At 37.0% G+C, this 25,049-nt stretch carries 8 protein-coding genes; 3 read left to right on the top strand and 5 right to left on the bottom strand.

Annotation, left to right across the window (positions count from 1 at the left end):
- The first annotated feature begins 125 nt into the window (after positions 1-125).
- The 3 genes from R2800_03875 to R2800_03865 all read left to right on the top strand — a co-directional run bounded on the left by R2800_03875 (position 126) and on the right by R2800_03865 (position 5,986).
- On the top strand, positions 126-3,047 hold the full coding sequence (locus R2800_03875; GenBank protein ID MEZ5016164.1) for a histidine kinase: 2,922 nt from the start codon (positions 126-128) through the stop codon (positions 3,045-3,047).
- Positions 3,044-3,769: a LytTR family DNA-binding domain-containing protein gene (locus R2800_03870; GenBank protein ID MEZ5016163.1), complete on the top strand. Its 726-nt coding sequence runs from the start codon at positions 3,044-3,046 to the stop codon at positions 3,767-3,769. The genes R2800_03875 and R2800_03870 overlap by 4 nt, the downstream gene beginning before the upstream one ends.
- A 147-nt stretch (positions 3,770-3,916) precedes the next feature.
- The gene (locus tag R2800_03865) at positions 3,917-5,986 is read left to right on the top strand and encodes a T9SS type A sorting domain-containing protein (protein ID MEZ5016162.1); all 2,070 of its coding nucleotides are present in this window, start codon (positions 3,917-3,919) and stop codon (positions 5,984-5,986) included.
- Positions 5,987-6,208: 222 nt separating this feature from the next.
- On the opposite strand, the gene R2800_03860 is transcribed toward R2800_03865, so the two are convergent.
- The 5 genes from R2800_03860 to R2800_03840 all read right to left on the bottom strand — a co-directional run bounded on the left by R2800_03860 (position 6,209) and on the right by R2800_03840 (position 24,887).
- On the bottom strand, positions 6,209-7,147 hold the full coding sequence (locus R2800_03860) for a serine/threonine-protein kinase (protein ID MEZ5016161.1): 939 nt from the start codon (positions 7,145-7,147) through the stop codon (positions 6,209-6,211).
- 27 nt (positions 7,148-7,174) lie between these two features.
- Positions 7,175-8,128 carry an FHA domain-containing protein gene (locus tag R2800_03855; GenBank protein MEZ5016160.1) on the bottom strand — a complete coding sequence of 318 codons (954 nt, stop codon included), beginning with the start codon at positions 8,126-8,128 and terminating at the stop codon, positions 7,175-7,177.
- A gap of 158 nt (positions 8,129-8,286) precedes the next feature.
- Positions 8,287-20,322, bottom strand: coding sequence for a LysM peptidoglycan-binding domain-containing protein (locus tag R2800_03850; GenBank protein MEZ5016159.1), 12,036 nt, complete (start codon positions 20,320-20,322; stop codon positions 8,287-8,289).
- Positions 20,319-23,993 carry a hypothetical protein gene (locus tag R2800_03845; protein MEZ5016158.1) on the bottom strand — a complete coding sequence of 1,225 codons (3,675 nt, stop codon included), beginning with the start codon at positions 23,991-23,993 and terminating at the stop codon, positions 20,319-20,321. The genes R2800_03850 and R2800_03845 overlap by 4 nt, the downstream gene beginning before the upstream one ends.
- A 213-nt stretch (positions 23,994-24,206) precedes the next feature.
- Positions 24,207-24,887, bottom strand: coding sequence for a hypothetical protein (locus tag R2800_03840; protein ID MEZ5016157.1), 681 nt, complete (start codon positions 24,885-24,887; stop codon positions 24,207-24,209).
- Positions 24,888-25,049: the final 162 nt, after the last annotated feature.

Below are 25,049 nucleotides of genomic sequence, written 5' to 3'. Positions count from 1 at the left end.
TGTGTTATACTTAAATATAAATACATTCGGAGTAGAAGTTTTTATGGCACTTTTCTAAAGTTGCGCGTGTTTATAAGTATTTACAAAACATTATATTTAAAGTTACAACAACTTACTATCCACACATGACAAGAAGATTATATTTTTCTTTTTTTCAATTCACACTCTTCTTATTTATACAGTACATAGCCGCTGGACAATCTATACACACAAAACACTTTACAAAAAAAGATGGTTTACCTAGCGCTGCAGTATACATGTGCCATCAAGACCTTGATGGTTATATATGGATGGCAACAGCTAATGGGCTAAGTAGATATGATGGCAAAGAGTTCAAAAACTATAATCAAGAAAATGGAACTCTATTAAATAACATTGTAATAACTATTAACAACGATTATGAAAACAATATATGGGCTAAAGCGTACTTTGGACCACCTGAATTTTCAGTGATAAAAAAAAATAAAACAATTAAACACTTAGACTCCTCAGCCTATACATTACATGACCAAGGGCAACATTTACTTGAAAAACTATATGCTAAAAAAAGCCAGACAGCCTATATTATAGGTTCATACTCATTAATGAGTATAAAAAAAGGCAGGAAGCCTGCTTATGTAAAGACGTCTTTAGCGAAAATAATTTCCATATTCGAAACCGACAATGGGAACGTGTACACAACAGAGGGACAATCAATATATAGGATCAATGATACTATTATTGAATGTTATCAAAAAAACATCTTCAATTCACATTGTAGTAAACTAGCTTACTATAAAGGCTTTTTGTACGCACAAATAAAGGACTCAATACATATTTACAAAGACTGTTTGGGATCCTTCATTCATACAAAAGCATACAAACAGACAAAAACAGCTGCCAATTTGCATGCAAATGAACATGGCTTGTGGATAGCATATGATAATGAACGTAAAATCAACTTACTCAAGCAGTACGACTTCCTATCATCACCCGTAGAGGTTGAATTACCGGGGTTGGTCAATAGAGTATTAACTGATAATGACCAGGGATTATGGATATGTACATTCGATAACGGTGTAGTATATATACCTAACCCCAATATTATTAGCTATTCTGTAAAAGAGGGTCTATCCTCGCAAACAGTACTTGCTATTGATGCTATTAATGAAAATAAAATATGGATAGGACATCGCTCAGGTGAGGTTGACATTCTGACGAAAGACAATAATCATATAAAAGCAAAAAAAAGATTCTATATAAAAGACAGCTTCCCAGGTTATAGCTACATTGAAGATATAATTACCCATAAAGAAAACACCTACATTTTATCAAGAGGAAAATTTCATAAAATTGAGCGAGGACAGCTAAAAGAAATATTTAAAACTAATAGTACCTATAAATCGTTTCAGGTAATCAATGATTCTTTGATTGGTATCGGTTCTACAGCATACTTCATTCTAAATACACGAACAAAAAAACAAAAGAAATATTCGATAGGACGAATATTTTGTCAATCAAAAGATTCAGATGGTAATATCTGGCTAGGTGGCTTAAATGGCCTATATGTCTTCAACCCAGTTATTGATAACGCTCCAAGGAAGATAACCTATATCGATTCAGGAACAGTACATGCATTATCTATACAAAACAAATTTATATGGCTTAGTTTGAATACTAGATTATACCTTATAAATAAGGACAGTGTCTTAAAAGAGTTTTCAAAAGACGAAGACCAATTACCCAAATCAATTATAGGAAAAATAGCTACACAGAATAATCATATTTGGCTTGGGTCTGTAGATGGCTTGTTCTACGGCTCATTTAATTATGACTCCTTAACGTTTAATAATAGTAGACTTATTAATCATAATGACGGGCTTTTAACTGACGAGGTGAGTACTATAAAAGCTTACGATTCGGCAACATATATAGGCACTTATAGCAATGGCTTTTTTTCCACAACACCTAATGACACAAGTAGTATTAATTACGTAATATCAGATATAAAATTCGAAGAGTTAAAAAGCAATAAAATATTCAGCTCAGATAGCATTAGTATTGATTACTCTAAAGAAGGGATCGAAATAGAATTTCATACCGCCGCACTAAAATATCATGATGAAATATTCTACAGGTACAAGTTAGAACCTTTCCATACCGAATGGAGAACAACTACCAACAATATTATACAATACACAAACATCCCTCCGGGACGGTATGACTTTCTGATTGAAGTTCAAGACCGTAGACCAAATACTACATCAACACTTAGCACTACACATATTTATATTGAACCCCTATTTTGGCAAACATCCTGGTTCAAACTTTTAATTGGGTTATTACTCTTGTTATTAATAAGTCCACTATTTTATTGGTACTATCGTTATTTAAAAAAACAAACAAAAAGGCAAATAGAACGAGACAGGTTTATAGCAAAAACACGATTAAAAACATTAAAAGCACAAATTAAGCCACATTTTATATTTAACTCGTTAAATGCAATGCAAGATTATATCTATACAAACAGTAGAGATGATGTTGCTAAACTATTACAAAACTTTGCGAGCTTGATCCGAAAAGGACTACACTTTTCAGATAATGATTTTGTAACAATAAATGAAGAGATACTTTTTTTAGAAAAATACCTTTCTCTTGAGAAAATAAAATGTGAAGACTGTTTCGATTACGAAATTAAAGCCCCTCAAGCGATACGCTTACTTAATATCCCAAGTCTCATTACACAACCTTTTGTAGAAAATGCTGTTGTTCATGGACAAAGCAAAAATAAGCACTCATTTATAAGCATTGTCTATTCCATTGAAGAAAACAACATTACATGTACAATAAAAGATAATGGCATTGGAATAAAGAAGTCCCAACAAAGAAAAAAAGGAAACACCTCAAAAGGAATGGGAATTTCGATGGAAAGGGTTGATTATTTTAAAATGGGATTAAATGTTGACATCAATATACAAATTGAAGACCTTTCTGAGAATAATTCAAATACTACAGGAACTTGTATAACTATAACTGTAAACAACAGTGCTAACAAACAAAAAAAATGAAAACAACAGCATTAATTATTGATGACGAATTGAGATCAAGACGTGTCTTAAAAAGAATGTTATCTCAATACTGTGAGGACATATACATCCTAGGCGAAACTGACAATATAGACCATGGTTTAGAATTAATAAAAAGTACTTCTCCTGACATACTATTTCTAGATATTCAACTAAAAAATGAAACAGGATTTGAACTACTAGGGCAAATACCCAATATAACTTTTCAAACAATTTTTGTAACTGCGTATGATTCCTATGCCATAAAAGCTATTAAGTGGTCGGCACAAGATTATATTCTTAAACCTGTGGACCCTGACGAGCTTAAAGCAGCGGTAAACAAAGCAATAAGCAAAACTAACACTCATAAAAAAACAGAAGAAAAAAAGGCAGTAAGCACTGAAGCAAACATCGGTCTACCAACAATGGATGGTTTAAAATTTGTACCTATAAACACCATTATGCGTTGTGAAGCAAAGGGCACCTATACCCATTTCTTTTTTGATAAAAATGAAAGCATCCTTGTTTCTAAGTCATTACAAGTGTATGAAAACCTTTTAAAGGAACATGGTTTTTTTAGGATTCACAAATCGCATCTTGTAAACCTGAAATACATAAAAGAATATATCAAGGGACGTGGTGGACACATAGTAATGAAAGACAACACAACTATTGGTGTAGCACTACGAAAAAAAGAAGATTTCCTTAAACGAATATTACATTAACTACGCGTTCACTTCATTATCTGCACGGCTACAAATTATCCTTAAGCATCCGTCATAGTAAAAAGTAATTTTCCTCCTGTAGCTACACAATACAGGCGGAACCCGAAAAGCCTTATATGAGAGTAGGGTTTATTTAAAACATTTACTATGAAAAAAGTATTTATAGCGGTTACCCTTACACTACTGCTATTTGCAAACCTATCATACGCGCAGTGGTGCCAACAACCTGACCCTGGCTTCTGCCCTGGCAACCGCTTTAACAACGGGGATTTTGAGTCTGTAACGGGCAATCCAGACTTGGCCACACATCAAGATATCAACTTAGCAACAGGTTGGGGTTCTATTTTCACAAATGGTGCAGGACAAAGCAATGCTGACCTAGCCTGTTCAGGCACCTCATTATGCGGAGGCATTCCATTGCCAAACAATGGAGGCATAAACTCAGGCATGTGGATACATAATGCTAGCGTAGCTAGTAATGCTGATTTTAGAGAACAAATGTATAACCGACTGGTACAACCTATAGCAGCTAATACGGGCTTTTATTCTTTTACTTGTAAGCTTGCATCTCCTACAGCTAACAGCTGTCAAGCCAATACAGCCAACACAATTGACATTGCCGTATATGGTGTACTAAACCCTACTAATACTTTAGCCAACAATCCTTTTACCAGCTTATACACCCCGTCTGACTTAAATCTCTGGAATGGTATACCAGGAGTGCAAGTAGTACTTTTAGGTACCATCACTACACCTGTGGGTTTAAATGCAAACTGGCAAATCGTCAACTTCACCTTTGATTCTAATATTCTACCAGCAGGAGGTATTACGCATATCATGATTACCAGAAGCCCAACCCCTAGTGCTATCTTTAGAAAAAAATTCATTTTGTTTGATGAGTTCTGCATGCAACCTACAACTACACCTGAAGAGCCTGCAAGAGGTTGCTGTGATGAAATAGAAGAACCTAACCTGATCAACAATGGAAATTTTGGGGACGGCAATTCAGGATTTACGAGTACTTATACTTACCAAGGTTCTATAGGAGCTAACTCCGTATCCGAAGGCATGTATTCTGTACTTACAGGTGCTGAGGCGGCAAACATTAGCAACTGTTGGGATATTGTAGACCATACAACTTGTACTAATGATGAGGGGAAGTTTATGGTAATAAATGGTAAAACCCACAACCCGCAAAGCTCAATTATCTACCATCAAACAGGCATACCTGTTGAAGAGGGAGAGGAATATATTTTCTGTATGTATTACCAGCATTTACCGCAATGCGCCTTCGATATATTCTCTCCTAACAATATAACCTTGGATTTTTTAGACGCAGATTTTTCTATAGGCGGATGCGAAACCGAAATTGACGATTGTGGATGGACTAAAATATCATACACACTAATACCTGATAATAATACGCTTGATATAGTTATTTTCTTGAATCAAGCAGGAATAGGTGACGGTAACGATATAGCTATTGATGATATCAGCTTAAGAAAAAAAGCAGATGTACCTGACAACATATGCGGCTTTGACGTAAGCTCTAGTACTACAGGTAGCAATATTGTCTTCACTGCTAATTCTTTTACTCCAATACCCGCAGGCTTTGATGTTACATGGACCGTTATGGAAATCGATTACACTACCAGAAATCCTATACCTGGTACTACACTTACTTACACATGGCCACCTAATTCTACAAACTTTCCAGGATACTGTTGCACACCGGGTGGAGCTACCCCAGGTGCTTTTACTACCGGTAAAAGTTACAGGATAATACGCAATGTAACCAATTGTTGTTACAAAGATTGTAACTGGGTATGGGAGTGGTTATCTACGCCTATGTCGATGATAGAAGGGGCTGCTAAACAACCGGGAGATGAACCTGAAAAACCATTCAATGGATATTATCATTACAAGTCTGTTAACGGACAGGATTTCACCCCTGTTAACCTAACTGTAGCAAATGATAATGGCATAAACATTTTCCCCAACCCTGGTGATGGTGTGGTGACTATTAAATCCGAGCATGTTTTAGAAAACACGACCTTAACTATCTACGGTACCGATAGCAAAGTTGTTCTTAAAAAAGATATCAACGGCACAAAAGCAAGTATTGATATTCATGCACTACCTAACGGCGTATATACATTTGAGATTACTGAAGCTAATGGTAAGGTAACACATAAAAAGTATGTAAAACAAGAATAAAAAGCAACAAATTTGGCTTGTTTACCTTTTCTAAAATAAAAAGGCCTTTGCTCGACAGCAAGGGCTTTTTATTTCTAAAGGAAAAAGTTAATAGAATTATGACCTATTCTATGACGTCAATAATTTACAACTGCTTACAATAGTAACGACTAATCCAGTAACAAGTAAGTTTCCTCTCCAGACTTAGAGACTTATTTGTTTGCAGCAAACAACAATTCTACACTAAGAACACGTAATAATTGTTGAATCTCCTATATGTGCATATTCATGACGAGCATTTAATTTATTAGGATAAACAGCATTACTAAAGTCGATTCTATCAAAAGACTCAATGAAAGAATCAAAATCAACTGATGTCATTTCATACAATACTTTGTTTAATAAAGTAGCTAAGGGTTTTCTAAATATTGTTGAAAGAGAAAGGACATGAGCATGTCTAGATTGTTGTAGCAAAACATCCGTTAAAGAACAGTTTTTAAATATTGGATACCCTGTAAGACACTCGATTAGTATAACCCCCCAAGAGTAGATATCGGACAAAGGAGTTAGCTTGCCATTTTTCAACTGCTCATATCTAGCATAGGAGGGTGTACCTCTTTCTTCATCACTTAAATCATCACTAAGCACTATTTGACTATTCTTAGAAAAGAATGAACTTATGCCAAAATCTAGGACTTTAATGTCTCCTTTGCTTGTTATCATAATATTTTGAGGCTTAAGGTCTCTATGAACAATACCTTTAGCATGCATATACCTGATAACATTTAATAATTGTCTCATTATTTTTTTCACTCTAGATGCATTTATAGTATCATTACTCAAGAGTGTATCTTTTAATGTACGTCCATTTATATATTCTAATACTGCAAAGGGTTTATTAACATTCAACCAGCCTTTATCAATTAATTTCACAATATTAGGGTGTGATAGATGAGCACAAATTTTCAATTCACGGACAAAGCGTTTCCTTTGTTTTTCTTCATGAACAAAAGTCATCCCTTCTCTATACTTCAGTACTTTTATAGCAACCACCTGCAATGTATCAACCTCAACTGCTTTATAAATAGCACCAAAACTCCCCTCTCCTATTTTATGTAGTATTTTGTAACGATACTTCTCTCCATTAAGAATAGCCCTACATATGAGTTCTTTTTGTTTCATGGTGTCCATTAATTATTCACTTAATTTTTAGCATTCTATCTCCCCAATACAAATATTATCCTTTATCACTTTCAGTTGAGGGAATGCAAATCTTATTTCCCCAGTTCTCCTTTCTATTATTTCGGAAAACAAATAGCCATATGGTTTCATTTTCACAATTTGCTTACGTAGCCTAAAAACTTGTAAATTGAGGTAATACTTATCAACAATAAAACCCAACTCTTTGCTTATTTCTTTTTCCAGTTCGCTTGTTCCTACCCACCCTTGGTCTGCAAAAGTCACCCCTTCTTTAAAGTCGTCTAATCGTTTCCTACACAAAGAGAGTAACATATAGTTATACGCCCTCCTTCCAAAATCATATTCATTATTATCAATTACAAGCTTCAGTTGTATATCCTCTTCGTTTGCACTTACACAAATATTAAAGCAAGCATTCTGAAAGACAATATCATAGTCTAACGTATCTGTTAATACCTCGTTGGCAATAAATTCCCATTCTTCATTTCTATATTTAAATTTAGTACCTGTAGACAAAAAGATCTTTTTATCTGCTGACTCAGCTACCCATTTTTTATTTTCAGACATGTAGAAAACTATCTCCGGCTGCTGTTCATTGGGTAAAGCGCAACAAGAATCCAGAGGTAATATTCTATTCTTTGTAGTTAACGATCTTAAATAGTTTGTTGGAGGTTTGGTATCAAGAACATACCACTTATCTGCATTTACATTACCAAATTGTATCTGTGTGTTTAAACCGATCTTTCTGCAACACTTACTAATCAATACACCATCAATAAAAGTTCCATTCCTACTATGGTCTCTTATATACCAGTAGCCATCAGACCAAAATATAGTAGCGTGTGTACGTGAGACATCTCCATCACTCAAAGTAGTACTGCAGAGATATGTATTCCTACCAAATTGATGATAAGAATTAAAAAAAACAATTTCTTTTGTTTTTGCGTTTTCAAGGCGACCCATAAATAAGGAGTTTTATACTTAATAAACTTCCTCCAGTTTTCAGTGTACCTAAAATTAAGGAATAAAATTATAAGTACACAAAAAGCCACTCTCGAGAAGTATATCTTCAAAGAGTGGCTTAACTAAGTGCTGTTATACAGTTTATTTATATCAGCTTATTAACTGGATATATAGGTCAGGCTTAATGCTAAGTTGTCTAATACCACAAGTGGGTATGGCTGCTTAGTCAGATTGGAGAATATGACCAAACTAAACTTCAATGCCCCTTGATATTGACTAGGTTTATTCTGAGTCATCCAGTTATCAATATTATCTGCCCAGCCTTGCAACATTGGGTCTAAACCTGTAGCCAATGTAACAGATACTATCGTCTGCATTACCACAGGTAGATTAACAGGAGAAAGACTTGAAGCGTTAATACTATAATCGTAACTACATGTCATCTGGAAAGACAATGTTGGCTCAGTATTGTCCTTCAATAGCGTATCCATTAAAGTTTTAAGCTGTTCAAATAATGTTCTGGTCGTTGGTGAACCTTGATTATTTGGCAGATTGGCTATCTCGATCAGCTGTGTGCTATTGATCGTTGTCATACAAGCATTAGAGAAAGAAATATCACCCGTAGTATAGACAAAGACATCGCTGGTTACTTTTCCTTGAACAAGATTTTCATTCCGTGTCAAGTAGACATCTGTCATAGCATCCTGACGTTGAAGAATATTCATATCAGGAATTAACACCTGCCTTGCAGCTATATTCTGCGCATCGGTACTCAACAATGGTTCGCCTGTTGATTTATTGACATAATAATAGCAGAAATCTCCATCACAAGCATCTTCTTCATTTGTCCAAGTTTTAATATCATAAGTATCAGGCGAAATAAGTACTTGAGGCGTTCCTATACCTTCAGGTGGTTTACCATAAATAGTTACTACCTGCACAAACTGTCCATCTAAGCTTTTAGGACCTTCTTGTACTTTAAAAGGGTAAGGCTCAGCAGTACCTGTACTTGTGATTTGGCGTGGAGTACTATTTATACTAAGCCCTCCTCCTGCAGAGGCAGCAGTTACAATATTTTGAACTATTTGCACAAATGAACTTACAGCAATACCTGCATCGTTAAATAACTTATTTGCATCTTCACTATCTTCATTATACACCTGCGCATCAATTTTATTGACCTTAGTTTGCAGATCCACATCTATTGAAGGATATACTGTTATAAACTCTGCAAGTTGATTAAAGGCATCAGGTATAGCCTTTAACATGGCCATTTGTGCCTCACCCACATTAAAGTTTATAGTAAAATTCAATGTATCCTGAGGGTAATGGAATGTCTGCGAATAATTAAATACATAATTCCACTCCAGCAATTGACTGATATCTGGATTATTGACGTTAGGAGATGCTCCTGATTGATTAACCAATGATGGATTTTGAGGGAAAGACCTTAAGAACATCGGAACGAAGAATCCTCCTAATTGGCTTTCCAAAGTTTCAACTCTGTCATTTGGCAATACAAAGCTTAACCAGCTGGATGGCGTAAATCCATTTATAGGCTCTGCTATTTGATGCTCTATATCTGCACTCTTATAAGAAAGGTTAAGATTTATCTCTGACAACACCTCCCCTTGTGCACCTCTTACTATTTCAGGTGTAGTGAGCAAGAAGGCAAGAGGCTGTTCTTTGCTTTCATCAAGAGAAACCTTAGCAGAAGTTATCGTTAGCTGATCTGGTTTAGAGTAACTTACATAATCTGTATTTATAACAGCCTCTTTCTCACCCTGTACGGCACGCATATTAGCATCAAGTAGATCATCACTAATCGTTACAGTTGTTGTTCCTATAATAATATTGCCAGAAGCCTGAATTTCTACTGATTTACCATCTTCTGCAAGTGTTGCACTAACTACAGTAAGCGGACTAGCTAAAGTATAATTAGCTGTATTTGTAGCAGAGGTACTATCTAATGCTGCATTAAAATATAAAGTAGTGATCGTCAACTTATCTTCTTCACTAACAGCACCTTCAAATATGGTATTTTGCATAAAATTACCATATAGATTAGGAGGTGTTCCGTCGGTTGCATCTGCTGTTACTTTAACATCGAATTGTATACCCGAATTAGTTGCATACAAATTCATCAGCTTGGCTAGCAAGGCTTGCTTCAACGCATCTTGTACGGCTTGTGCATCCGCCGTCTCCCCTTGATACACTGGCACCATAAGCAGCTTAGCAATATCAGCTAACGACTCTTTACTGTTTTGTATATCTTCTAAATATGTTTTATTCAGCTTCTTATCGATCAGCTGTATTGAAGCAGTAAATTCAGGAGTAAGTATATCATCTACAGCACTAAAGAAAGTAGCTACCCACTGGTCTAGATCTATTTCTGTAAAATCTTTTTGATAGGCAGGAGTTGTAAAGTCGATACCAACACCCGAACTATAGGTATATATATCTACCCCTTTACGACTTTCTAGCTTATTAGAAACTGGTCTTGGTGCAAATAATGCCGGCAAACCTGGATTCTGAACATCGTAGGCTATAGGACCGTTATCATCGATACCTAATCTTACCGCCCATATTGTTCCATCAGGTTTTTGCTCACCGAGCTTATCGCGGTCTGCACCTGTAGAAACTTTTAAGTAATACTTGTCCGTTATAGACATTGTTGTTTCAAAAGCTTCAGCAAACTCATTAAGTGCTAGAGTTGCCGCACCCGAATCTGTAGACGGGGATATATTGGTAGAAACCGATTTTATACCGCCTGTAGTTTCAAAATCTCCCATTACAGCACCACCCGTACGTTCAATATTGAAAGACAACAGGATCTCGAATATCTGTTCCGCATTTACTTTCGTTGGTTCTATCGCAAATGAAAGTGTATAAACACTCTGTGGAGCTGCTACTGTTGTTCCACCTTTAGAGCGATCTTGTAAATACAGATATATAGACGCTATCCAACTATTCACCAAGTCATTAAAGGTATCTTCAGCAACAACAAAATTCATATCCACGAATAATGTTGTCTGCATAGACATCTGAATACCTGAAGGGTCGGTTAGCTGATACAGTAGTTGCGTATATACTTGCAGATCCTGTGTGGCTTGCTGTACAATAGAAGAGCTTGCCTCTGCCGGCACATCAGGATAGCTATAAGTGGCTTGCCCATTATAGGTAACAGTTTTGCTATCATTCTGAATATTACCAATAGCCAATGTATACTGAGTATCCTCTGTCATTGCATCTGTAACAGTTAGAACAACTGTCATATTATCGCTTTGGAGCTGTGCCGCCGTTAATGCAACATCAGGGTTTAAGTCAGAACTTAATTTATAATTGGCAATGGCATTAGCCGTAGTAGCATCTAAGGCAGTAGTAAATGTGAGTAGCAACGATGTGCTGCTAGTTGCTTTAGCCGACAGCAGACCATTATACTGTGTCGTATCAAACGATATCGGAATATTGATTTGATTAGCAGGCGTATTGATCACATACCAACCAGTGGACGTAGACGGCCATTGATTGATAGCTAATAAGCTATCAGTATAACCTGTTAATATAGGCCATTCGTTATGCACTGTCGGGGTATCATTAGTTGATTGACTTGTGGTCGATTCATCTAAAGTAGTCAATATAGTATTACCATATATATCACACCATTCAAAATCTGGCTGTATCAAATATCCTAGACCAAAATACGGACTACTACTCATATCAGGCATACCGTCGGCAGTATCGCTATTTGGCAATTGGTTTGCAAGTCTACTATAAGGCACAGATTGTTTGAACACCCACTTATCTGCCATTGCAGGATCATCTGAATCAGTTGGACCAGCAGGAAGACTAGGGTTACTTGCTTTGAACCACGAATTGTCTATAACCTCGAAAGTAAGGACAGAGAAGTCGTTCTGTAAGAACAGAAGCGCATCGCTATCATTTGTTATTTTATCCGGTGCTTCAGCCGGTTTGTTTCTAACAGCTTCTAAAGATACCACACCAGCAGGCACTGTAGCATCTCTTGTTATAGGTCCGCCAATCATCTTCAGCGATGTTCCCTTAACAAATATATCTACTAGATCTCTGTTATAATTGGCCAACGCAGTTAGATCCATATTATACTTATAAGAAATATCCGTTAGCGTTTTAGTATCAGCTGCTCCTGCTTTCACTGTTATGGCTGGCAACCTTAACCATAACCCTTGAGAAAGGTTACTATCATTAGATGCAGGAAGATCTGTCAATGGGTTAGCAGCCCTTATAGCATCCGGAGTTGTGCCAAATTCAGTAGACATTGTATTTAAGGTCACATTATCTGTTGTTACTTGATAAAGACCTTCTGCAACATTAATTTCATTATTATCATTAAGTATTGCATCTGTATTGTCTGCAACTATATCGCCTATATTGGTAAAGTATTCATAAGACAGACTGCTTAATGTATCACCAGTATCAAAAACAGCGGTATGTATTACAGGGTTAGACTGTGCAAAAAGTGAATTGTCGTTCACATTCACAGGATCTCCTGTTACAAACATATTCATGCAAGGCTCCAACAGGTTTTGTGTGTCTTCTACCCCACTATTTGAATAAATGGTAAGAAGTGACAGTACCGCTTCTCCCTTATCGTTGAATATCTGATCCGGCAAACCTTCCCCTGCATCGGCATTATAATAATATAAATAATAGCCGCCATCTCTAGTAATACTAGCTTGCCACAATAATGTTATTAACTCTGTTGGCGAATTCAACAAGTTGCTCTCTTCACTTTCAGCCTGCAACTCTACAGCAAATTTATTCATTGCCATTACTGTATCAGGACGTGTAAATGTAGAAAGGTTGGCTTGCGCTATACCGATGGTCAAATCACTTATAGGATCGGTTTGTACACCAGGATTTGATCCATCAGATTGATCCGGTGAATAACCAAAAGCAATAAGGTCAACTAAGCTATCATTATTATTAAGGTAGGTAACCATTTGCTCTAATATGAGCGCATTATTACCATCAGCACCACTTATCTCATAAGTAGTAGCAGATGCTGGGCTATCAGTAGATACCGGAACTTTTTTGACGGTAAAGGATACCTGAGTACCCCATCCATAGTTATCTATAGGCTCTGATTTCATAGCCTTGGTTACAGGATCAACCGTACCAATATTTACTTGAAAACGTGGTGTTACCTCCCTACCTGTTGGGTCTGCCAAACTTATCAAGTCATTAGGCAATGTCCAAACATTCACACTTTGCGAGCCTCCTTCCGTACCTCCATACGGTAACACAAGTGGCGAACCTACTTGCCAAGGAGTAACTGTACTAAATGAATAATGACCATAATCATCACTAAACATATCTCCCAATCCTAATTGTAGTAATGACAGATCCAAATAATTTTCCTGTGCGTAACTACGTACAATTTCTAATTGGGTATAGTCAGTACCGTCTTGTGCTATGCTAATATCTAGAGTTTCTTTACCTCCATCAAATATCATCCACTCTAGTGCAGAAGGTATAGTGAAGGTAACATCATAAGCATCTCCTTTACTCAAAACCGGCATTGGGAATTGTTGACCAGTAAGAGCAAATAAACCTGCAGTTGCCTGTTCATACTCCATCTTATCATTCACCCACATACCTTGATACTTAGGAGTAATACTTCCTCCGTCATCCATAGTAACAGGCAGTCTCAATCCCGACAGATAATATCTGGAAGCCATACCTGACAGTTGTTGCAAACCATTACTAGCTTGAATTTCTGTTATCAGCTCACCAACTTTAAACTGAGGTAAATCACTAACAACAAGATTCCCGTCATTGTCAGTTATATCAAACAGGTACACAATAGCTGCATTATCAGATATCTCTGCTATAGATTCAATGCTTACACCATAGCGAGCAGAGAATGAAGTCAAAGTATCCTTATCTTGTACTTTACCGTTGATAGCTGGCAAAGCTAGTTTTGCCGATACTATCAGCAAACCTTTCAATGATAGCACGTTTGAATTGGTCAGTAATTCATCAACAGACACCTCGTAACCCTGGGCTATCGAACTAAGTGAATTTCCTGACTGTACAACGATAGAATCTTTGCCAGTGTAATCAATTACAGCGCCACTTTGCAATATCGTTGTTGCGTCCTGATTAAGCGTTGCTAAATCCTTAGACGTAAACGAACTATTATATATTGTATTAGATGCTATGCTATCAAAAGTATCTCCACTTACGGTTCCATATATAGCTCCGTTTACTTCTATTACCTTATCCGTAACAAGCAAGTGTGCTTTATTACTTTCAAAAAGATCATTTACAGAATAAGCATCAGACGTAAATTGACCATTGGCATTTACCCAATCTATTACATCTTGAACTGTTTGTGTTTCTACTATAGGATAATTAAATGCATCCAATGCACTTTGTGCATTTTGCGTCATTTGGCGAGCTAGCAATAAGAAGTAATCTTCAAATATAAATGTGGCCAAAGACTCCGTACTATTAGCTTGTTCTGATTCAGCCATTAATGTACTATTAGTCTCCTGTTGTACCTGAACTGCCAACTGATCAAAATATGCTCTTAGGTCTTTTATGTATGTATCAGAAAGTGAATTATAATCTTCAAAAGCATACGTCAACGCTTTATTATCACCATAGGCAGGAAGGTTGATAGACATTTGCGGTGCAATTGGGAAGTACGCCGTATCTACTTGTCCTGCTTCTGTTGACGGATGTGATACCGTCATCAAAACTTGTGCATCTAAGAAGCTGTTGATATCTGATGCAGGTATAGGGTCATTATTACTATCATCGTTTAGATAATCATATATCTCTTGTAACCTTACCTTGCTAATCACTAAATTGTCTACATCTGCTGAACTAATGGCTCCTTGATGGAATGCTGCAATTACCCAACGGAACACCTGTTTACTTAATACTTCAAATGAAGTATCTGGCGTAGTACCTATTGCTTTTAGCTTCGCAGAATCAGGATCTTCGCTGGTAGAAGCTGTCGACTCTATAAACAGCATTGCAGAATATACGGCTAATTGCTCAGACGTTTGAGTGGCTATATCACCCGCCATACTCAATCCTAAACCAATATAGGTTGTAAGCGGCGCTTTTTCTGCAGGAGCATTAAGATTGCTCCATGTTGGTGTGTCAACAAATACATCTTGGTCCATTGCAAGGAAGGACATAGCATATCTTTTCCGTGACAACTTCCTAGCTGTAGATGTTTTCAATAATGTGAGGCTATCCGCCTGAGACCCTTGTGCGATTTGCCATGGTGCAGAACCGCTACCAACTTTAATTTCATAGGTTTCCCTAATTGTCATATCAAAGCTAAAGCTGATCTTGATCTTAAAGAGTCCTAAATTTATTTTCACGGATACAGACACACTAACTTTAGCGGTAAGTCCAAGTATTATAGGCTCGTAAGCAGTAATGGTAATATCAGCTAATATACTTAATGCTACATTCACTTCTGCTTTTATGATCTTGAAGTCTACATAGCCATACAATTTACCCTGTATACCTACTACTCCTTTTACACTATAATAGTATGCAGGAGCAATATCGGCCTGCTCTCCTGTTGAGGTGTCTATGTACTGATATGGATTGAACTTAGCTAACACCCCTTCTATAATGGTCACAAAGGTCAAGCTAAAACCTGCTGCCAAAATACCAGCATTGAAATCGTAACCTAAACCAAACTGTATACCTACACCAAATAGGATAACAGGATTAAATGTACCATTGGTTATTTGTGGCACCTCTGTAGATGTAGCACTTGATTTTTTACCAAAGTACAAACCCGCAGAACCCATTATAGGTATCGGGAAAGGCACATAAATAATCGTCTGAAGTGTGAACGACCTTGAGAAGTCAGCATTATATGGGAAACCCAGATCTACTAAGAAGTCACCATTGGTGTAGATCTCGATGCCAAATACAGGAAGGGTAATATTAACCTGCCCCAGCTGTATTTTACGCATTACATCAGGCAGCGTTATCTCTGACTGATAAACACCTACTGAATCACTAATTTTTCTATATAATATTTGAAAATCTAACCCTTTAAATATTCTTGCGGGCTCTCCACTTAACGCAATTCTTAAAGCATAAAGATTGGGGTCATTAAATACAATTTGAAGATCGAGGAAATAACCTGATCCACTATCACCCGTTGCCGCTAAGCTTTTAGTTTGAGCATCAGAACTACTACCTCCCGAATCTCCTTCTTTCTGCAGCTTCAACACACCAATATCAAAGCCTATCATCCAAGAGCTGTTAGGATCAAAGGTTATATTAGGTATTGCATCAGGCGTTGCAGGTTTCAGATTACCCATTTCACATATAGCCTGCTGCACAGAGGTTACTGAAGAGAAGCCAGGAATACTAACATGCTGGCCTAAGGCTAACATACGCAGGTCAAAGTATTTATTACCTTGCCCTGAAGGTGCTGGTGTTGTTTCCGGCTTGGTAGCATCCCATTTGATCTTATCCGCACTCTCTCCATCCTTAGGTTCCTGTCCTATCATCCAGAAGAAACTACCTTCTATTGTTATAAATACGCCATTCTTTTCCAGATCTGCTGTATTTCCAGACTCATAGTTCAAACCTATCTTATTAATCTTACAGAAGCCCAGATTGATCTCCTTAATATCTACATTGAAAGAAACGGTCTTGGTAGTGAAATTATAAACTAGCTCTAGAGCACTAAGGGACAAACTATTCAAAACATTCCATGGAGATGCTAATGAATACTTATAACCAGTAGCCCAACTTATAGCCTCCTCTACTATCCACCCTAACGATACAGAGTCTGTAAACTTTAAAGTACCCACCCATTCCTTATCACTATTTTGGGTAACAACTCCTGACAATACTCCCCAAGTAAACCCAAATGAAAGCACATCAGGGTTGTAATTGTAGAATACATTCATCTTAATACCTATCCACTCTACATCAGCATTAAGCATGCAATAGTACCCAGCTTTACTTTCGGCTTGTAGTGCATAAGTATTTGTTTGGTTGTCAACAAGGGTTAAAGTACTTGTATCAGCATTATTAGTATCTGCATAAATACCAAAGCCAAATTTCAGATCCGCACGTACATTCATTTTTATGAATGGAATTGTCCAGAATCCTTTTGTTGCTCCCCCAATCTCATAATACTTTTGCTTTTCTTGAAAGGTAAAATTGAGACCAACTAGTTCATAGTCATAATCAGAAGGTATTTTCCAATTTGAAGGCAATAATTGATTAGCAATGGCTGTAAGATTCAAAGGAGTATTTTCATCCTGCTGACCAGAAAATATCCAGCCTGTATCACTCGTATAGCTTGCAGCAAGTGTTATAGACACAGCAGTATCCCCTTCTCCAAAAGTAAAACCACCTGACAGACCACCTTCTAGTTTTTTATTTTTGCTTTGCACCCTTACTCCTACATCATTTATAGTAACTGGTGGAGCTCCAGGTATTATATCACTAATATTGAACGTCCAATTAAAGTTCAACTTTGACACTACATTATAGTTACCACTTGTACCATCAAAAGACGATACAAATTCTGTTACTACAGGAGTTGCACCTTCAGGGTTAAATACTGTACCAGGAAGAAACAGATTAAACAGGTCTGCTACTTTTATCTCTCCGCTTACCAGCTGCCCATTGAACACTGGACCAGGATAGTCCATACTGATAATAACAACACCTGCATCATCGCCAGTACCTATTTCAAACTTACCCATTACACTCCATGTGGTGGTCCTAGTTGAAATAGAACTTGGATTTTGAATTAGCACATTAAATGTGATACTATCCATCACAAGACCTTCCATAAGGTTTACAGGCTCATTAGTAGCCATCACAAAACTTACATACTCAATTGTACTATCACTAATACTGTAAGCCATTTGGCAATCTGTAACACCTATGGCACTAAAAGCATTAAAAGGACTTGGCAGTGATTGTACTAAATTAACACCACCAGCCATTTGGTAGAATTGCGCTATACTTGCAGGAGTTTCAAAGTGACCTTCAAGCTGCCATGAATCATCTATAGGCATTGTAATGGCCACGTCTAGACTTTGCTCAAAACTGCTCAATTTCCCACCTACACTTCCTTGAGTAGGCACTAAAGTATCGGCTACGGTAAGTGATACGAATGGATTTTTAAATTTAAGCCAAGTCAACTCATCAGTATACCACTCTCCTTCATAGATCATTTTCCATGCAGACATAACACTTCCTTCCGGAGCTGTAAATGTTATCTCAAATGCTAACGGTATACCATCAAATGCATCAGTAGCACCTTTTACAGTTATAGTATCAGGGTTTTCAGTTCCCTTTGCAGGATCTATTGTTGCGTCAGTTAGCGATATTTTTATTCCTACTAAACCTGATATAAAATCGAATATAGGACCCGCACTATACACTCCAGGGAAAAGATCTAATACCTTATCATCACTAAAATTGTCATACAGTTTAGCCAACAGATCATTTAGCGGATTCGTATCTTCTTCTGCTAACAAAGTAGTATTGGCACTTGATGTAGACAACACTCCATCCGACTGTAAAACATAGCCAAGGTAACTAAGCGCTACTCTAAATTTATCATTTGCAGGGTTTTGATAGAATGCTTTTATATTATCATAATAGGTGTGATATTGACCTGTGGTTGAAGTCATATAATCCCTGATAAAGCCACCCATTATTTCAGCCGGATTACTACTTGTTTTGCTCGGCCAGTCCATCAACGGGAAATTGACATTATTAGCTATTCCCTGCATCTGGTATACAATAGATGGCACAAACACTACGGGCATATATACGTTAGTGTAATCTTCGTAAGCGTCGTACTCTGAATACCCTAATAATGTTGTAGGATATTGCACCTTACTACTATTAGGTCTTGCTACATGAAAATATGGCTTACCTATTTGCATGGCTAGATTAGCCGTATTCTGTCCTTCAAAAACTGCAGGGATAGTAGCCTTATACATCAAATAGTTAAAGATGTCTGATGGCACTCTTCCTATTTGTATAAAGAGTAAATTATTCTTCGCCTTATTTAAAAAGGAGCTGCATTTACCATTTACAGTGCTTTCGGTTGCATCCCATACATAGTCAACTCTATCCGATGCTTTTACATTATCTAAGTATTCAGCACGATACTTACTCGGTTTTAATAACTGAAGCGTTTCGTTTACTTCCTTATCGGTCAATGTAAAATCAGCAATCAACTTTCTGTTAAGCCCACTTTCTTCAGCAGTGTATGCTCCTTGAATCAGGTCTGTTAAGGAAGTATTAGCACCTGTACCTCCATTGACAAAATTGTCCATTGACAATACTATAATAGGCTTTGCCCCTGACCTTACAGCACTGCCATCCATTTGCGATGCTAAATACCCTGTAATAACATCAAACATCCTCTCTTGCGGAGGTGGCAACAATTCAGAATTTTCCCTTATACTATATACAACACCTACATCGTAAGTACCATTATCTATATTTTCAATAACATCTTGTAATACAGCTACTTGATCTTTATATCCATTTTGTGCATAATAATCCCAATCAGGAACCTGCCCAACTTCCATATAATACCCCCTTTGGGTAAATGCTTTATAATTGAGTAAAGACTGATCGGTTAAAATTATAGGACTTTTGGGAGCTGATAACAACTGAATCTCTTCAGAAGAGCTCCACATGTATGGTTGTATCTGTAGAAAATATTTACTGTTTAGATCTGTAACCTTTACTGGTATTTCATTCCCACCTGTAAACGCCAAATTCACTTCATCTGTAGGAGGTTTAGTGGTACCTGACGTCCAAGCTATTAAATTAACGGTAGCATTATTAACCATCCCACCTGTTGTTTGATTATCAAGACTAGGCATTAATTGCAAAAGCTTAGTCAGGTTATCATCCATAGCGTCCGAATAATAAACTTCAATAGTACCTGCATAACCAAAACCATTATCAGTACCACTATTAGTAAGCTGAAAAATGAGATTTACGGTACTAGCTTGATGCCCATAACCATAAGTAGCTGGCACCCACACCCTTATTGTTTTATTATCGTCCCCATTCAGATAAGCAACAAAAAGATCCAAAGATGTTTTCATCTGAGTCTCCTGTTGACCAGAAGTCATATATCCTTTTACAGAATTAAATATCTTATCGAAAATCATTGTTTTTCATTTTTGGATAGTGAGTTGGATAATTTGCTACAATCTTTAGGTTCTGTGCTTTCGTCATGGTTGTACATAGCGTACCACCCTAAGCCTGAAGATTTGCCGTTAGATTGAGGATTGCCAAACAAGTAAAAAAGAGTTGAACCGTTTGGAGGCAGTTTTAATAACCCTAAAAATTTCAATGCTATTTCTGTAAACATCATCATAAAAGAGTTACCATCTCCACTACTGTTGGGAACATACGTTAAACGTACTTGCCCTATGGATAATTTAAGTACAGACTGCAAACTGATCAGTTTAGCACCTCCACCAGTCCCTGGAAGTTTTATACCAACTGATACCGGAGGAGCAGATTCACTATCATCAGTAGCTGCAGGATCCCAAGCTGTAAGCATTGTTGACGTAAGTCCGACATTAGCAGCCAGCTCTCCGGGAGTACCCATATTTAATTGGTAAGAAAGCCCCACCCAAGAACTACCAGATAATGAGCTCACCTTCATATCTGTAATTACTGGTAAGTAATCCTTATCTGTAGGTAGCTTATCCGACGTTCCTTGTGTATAATTTTGCAGATTAAGCGCGAAGTTTATATATAAACTATTAGGCCTTGCTGTACTTCTACCTTGATCAAAGGTTATTTTAGAAGCATCAAATACCATTGTTTTAGTAACGGGATCTGTCTGACCAGGTGTGTAAGGAGAAGCCGTCATTTGGATGATCAGATTATTAAAGATCAATCCTTTTCTGGGGCTATCTGTACCGGGGTCACTACCAAAAGAGAATATATCAAAGTCTACAGTTTCACTATCTTCATCCTCAGGATCTTTCTTATACGTAAGTTTTTTAAAATCCCAATAACCATTGAGGGTAAATTGACTGACCAAATCACCATCTTCATTATTACCTACAGTATTAAAGTTAGCATTCGTTATTTCTACTTTGTTCACTACAGGGCTGTTAAAGTAGAAGGTATTCACACCCTCTGTAGCTAAACTGTATATAGCCTCATCACCCTTGAATTGCAGCGACCCTGTTAAGATCATTGTATTATAAGAGTTCCCTCCGTCACCCATATGATCAACAGGACTACCGAAATAATTATTTGTCGTCAGCTGGGCATAGCTTTGGAAACTTTTTACTGCTGTATTTTCAAACAGAACTTTTAGATCCAATAAAATAAAGTCATAGGTTTCTGTAAGATCAGGTTCTACAGGAACTATTGGGGTTTGATCTACAAAATCGGGGTCATTGTAATAAATAAGCCCAAACATATTGCTAGGTGTATTTATTTGAGGTCCATTTGCCCCTTGCTCTACTGGTGTAATATTAATACCAAAATGGTGTGTTCTGAAAGCATCAGGGTCTCTTACACCCGACAAGATACCACTAAGATTATCCGGTAATGCAGATATATCCATTCCAACTATAAGAATACCTGTCCAGTTCTCATCTTGAGCTATTGCATTAAAATTGCCAAAGTATTCTGTATCAGTTTGATTATAAGCATCCTCAAAAAATGTTTGCAGCCATTGTGATAGGATGACTAACTGTGTATCATCCGGATCACTAACCTTACCTTTGTTATCTACTACAGAAGGTGCTGCAAAAGTGTCTTTATCCGTCCATTTTTGCCAGTTGGCTATTAAAGAGTTATCTGCACTACTCGGGTCATATAATTTCCCCTTTCGTCCTTTAACAATGATAACGTTATTATAGTTATTATATTTATTTTGAGTTCCTGTGTTAGCTTGCATTCCCCAATCACCTATAAACATATTGTTATAGAATGCTGCGGCAGCTTCGTCCAACGTTTCAGAACCACTTAAAGAACTTACAGCAGTTCCAATATTTTTATCATTAGCAATCACTAAAAACAGGTCACTAGTACTAAAGGCCTGCACTAAATTCTCATCAGGATTATCAAAATACATTTTTGTGAAATCGCCTGAGGTATCCGTTCTATTCTGAGCTAGGTTGATAGCATCCCAAACAGGATTACTTGTACCACCTACCAAGTCTACTATTAATCCCGAGGGTGTTGTTACTGTAGCAGAAGCCGTATCTGTGCTACTCTTAGCAGAACGGAGATTTTCTTTTGCTTGTTTTGCAGCTGCAGAAAGAACGGTATTAATAGCTTTCTTTCTTATAGGAGCTACTATGGTCTTTTCAAAGTCTTCCACTTGCGACACTGAAAAAGAAGATTCTTCAACAGGGTTAAATGTGATACCTGTATATGGAAGCATGGGGAATAAGATGGTATCATTTGCAGTAAACGTAAAACTCGGTTTAACATGGCCAATCAATGTATCACCATCTGAGTTTGTACCATTATTACCATATAATGCTGACCCTTTGGGTTGTGCCACGTAAGAAGGTAAGTTGTTACCTGTCCCACTTAATATAGTACACCAAGAGGTTTTATATTGTGTATCAAGCAAAGGTGTATTAGGTAAAACAGGCTGTTTTACTGGAGAGGCTTGAGGTAATGGATAAACTGGTGCATATGCAGGCTGATTACCTACAAAACGCAATATATCACCCGAACTACTACTCGTTCTAGATCGCACATTAAAGAATTCTGTACCTTGCAAACCACATTGCAAAGGATATACATCATCTGTAGTTGCACCATTCAACTGGATAATGAAATCCCCCTCAGGAGCCAAATGGCTTTTTTGTTTATTAGCGCTATATTGTTCCCCACAATTGAAAAGCAATCTAGCTTGAAGCCCTGTACTATCAGTTCCTGTGGGTACTAATTGTATCGTATCTCCCCATACGGTAAAATACATTGCATCCATCAGCGTTTCTGACAGATTATTATTTTTCCCAGTGAAATTAAATACTGTTCTTCTTGAATTATACTGTTGCTCAATAGATGCACCAGGAACATTTTCAACTTCAAATACAGTATTAAATACATCTGTAGGATCTATTGTAATATCAAAACCTATTTGATCATCAGATGATGGTGTAATGCCACTTGCTAATGGTAAAAATTCTGCTAATGCGTTTTGGTTAACATTACCACTAAGTGGTATAAGCATTTGAAAACCCCACGAAAAATCATCAGCTAATGAGGACCTTGTGATAAATGCAGAAAAGGAAACACAACCTCTATAATCACCACTTAGAGGCAATACCCCTTCTGTTGCATATGTAATTTTTGTACTAGGGGCATCAGATCCTGTAAATTGAATTTTAGGGCTACTATCACTACCTCCGCTAACACCAAGTGAAATTGAATCACTAGTTGCTGTAAGCTTTATTCCATTTTGTATATATAAAAAAATGTTGGATACTAAAGGTATTTCCACTCCTTGAATACTAGCAGAACCGTCTCCGGCAATGGTCATAATAATAGTATTCTCCGTAGCACTAAAATCATTTATATCTAGCAACCAGATAATGTATCTACCAGTACCTAAAAGGTTCAATAGTTTATCCACGAAATCATTCGTCTCTGCAACAGTATCTAGTTGAGGTGTATGTGCAGATAGAATAAAGCTCCCGTTCAAACTACTGTCTGTAAGGGCTTGATCTACATCATACCCTTCTTCTGGAGTAGATGGTTTTTGAGGTAATAAGAATCCGGCAAAGCCCTTATCTGCCGTTGTTGTTGAAGCTACATAAAGTTGGCTATTCAAAGATTCATTAAAAAAGGCCATCCTACTATATATTAATATGGTGATTACTACATTTTGTTACTAAACGTACAAGGGAGGGAACTAGAAAAGTCTAAGGGTATAGAACAAAGTCTGTAAACGAAAAAGCACAATAAGTCAGCTAGACTTTTTGCCTAGTAACTATAATAAGTTTAAGATGTCGACTCTTATACTGTCAACACCTTAAACTATGAACATTTAACAAATACTACTATCTTATGTTGTAATTGTAGCCGTACAAGCCATAGCCGTTTGTACATTAACACCACCAGCGCCAGCTTTCCAGCCACTAGTAAACAATGCTACAGTATATACTTGACCACGAAGAATAGAAACTCCATTGATCGCAGCACCACCTTGGCTACTGTCTATGGTTATTGCATTAGAAGCAACTGGAGCTGTAGTATAAGAGGCTTGACCTGTTTGCCATATACCAACCCAAGCTCCATTTGTTTTAGGCGTTGCACCATCAGGCAATTGGAAATTCATTGTAACAGAATCAGATAACACTTGGAAGTTATTTAATGCTGAAGATTTATAAGTCACAGGGTCAGTAGCTGAAGCCGGTATGAATGCTGTAGCACAAACATTTTCCCATGTCATGTTTGCACCGGAACCTTTAGGCCCAACCGCGTAGCCAACAATGTAACTAACACCTACGTTGATCTCTATCTGGTCAACTACTTGAGAACCTTGAGAACTGTTCCCTTCAATTGGCGCATAACCATCAGGAGTAGCATCATTCCAAGGTATTGTATTTTGGTTTCTCCAAACAACTAAGTAATTGCCATAAGAGTTAGGCAAATTATTTGGCAAACCTTCATAACTAGCACTTAATAGATTACCTACTACTACGGGAATGTTGGTAATAGCGGTTGTTTGCAATGGTGTAGACATAATTGTATCTGTTTTAATGATGAATAATTGAGTTTATTATTGAACAAAAATGAAAGCATCTACATCTCTCATTTCGTTTCCTCTATATTAGGAGAAAACTTTCGAAATAAATATTTCACAATATTTCACCTCACTAAAACAACGATGAGAATTATATATATA

Origin of the sequence: Flavipsychrobacter sp., from assembly GCA_041392855.1 — a bacterium.
Taxonomy (GTDB): Bacteria; Bacteroidota; Bacteroidia; order Chitinophagales; family Chitinophagaceae; genus UBA5543.
The sequence above is the reverse complement of the archived record's forward strand: the minus strand, read 5'-3'. Positions and strand labels throughout refer to the sequence as shown.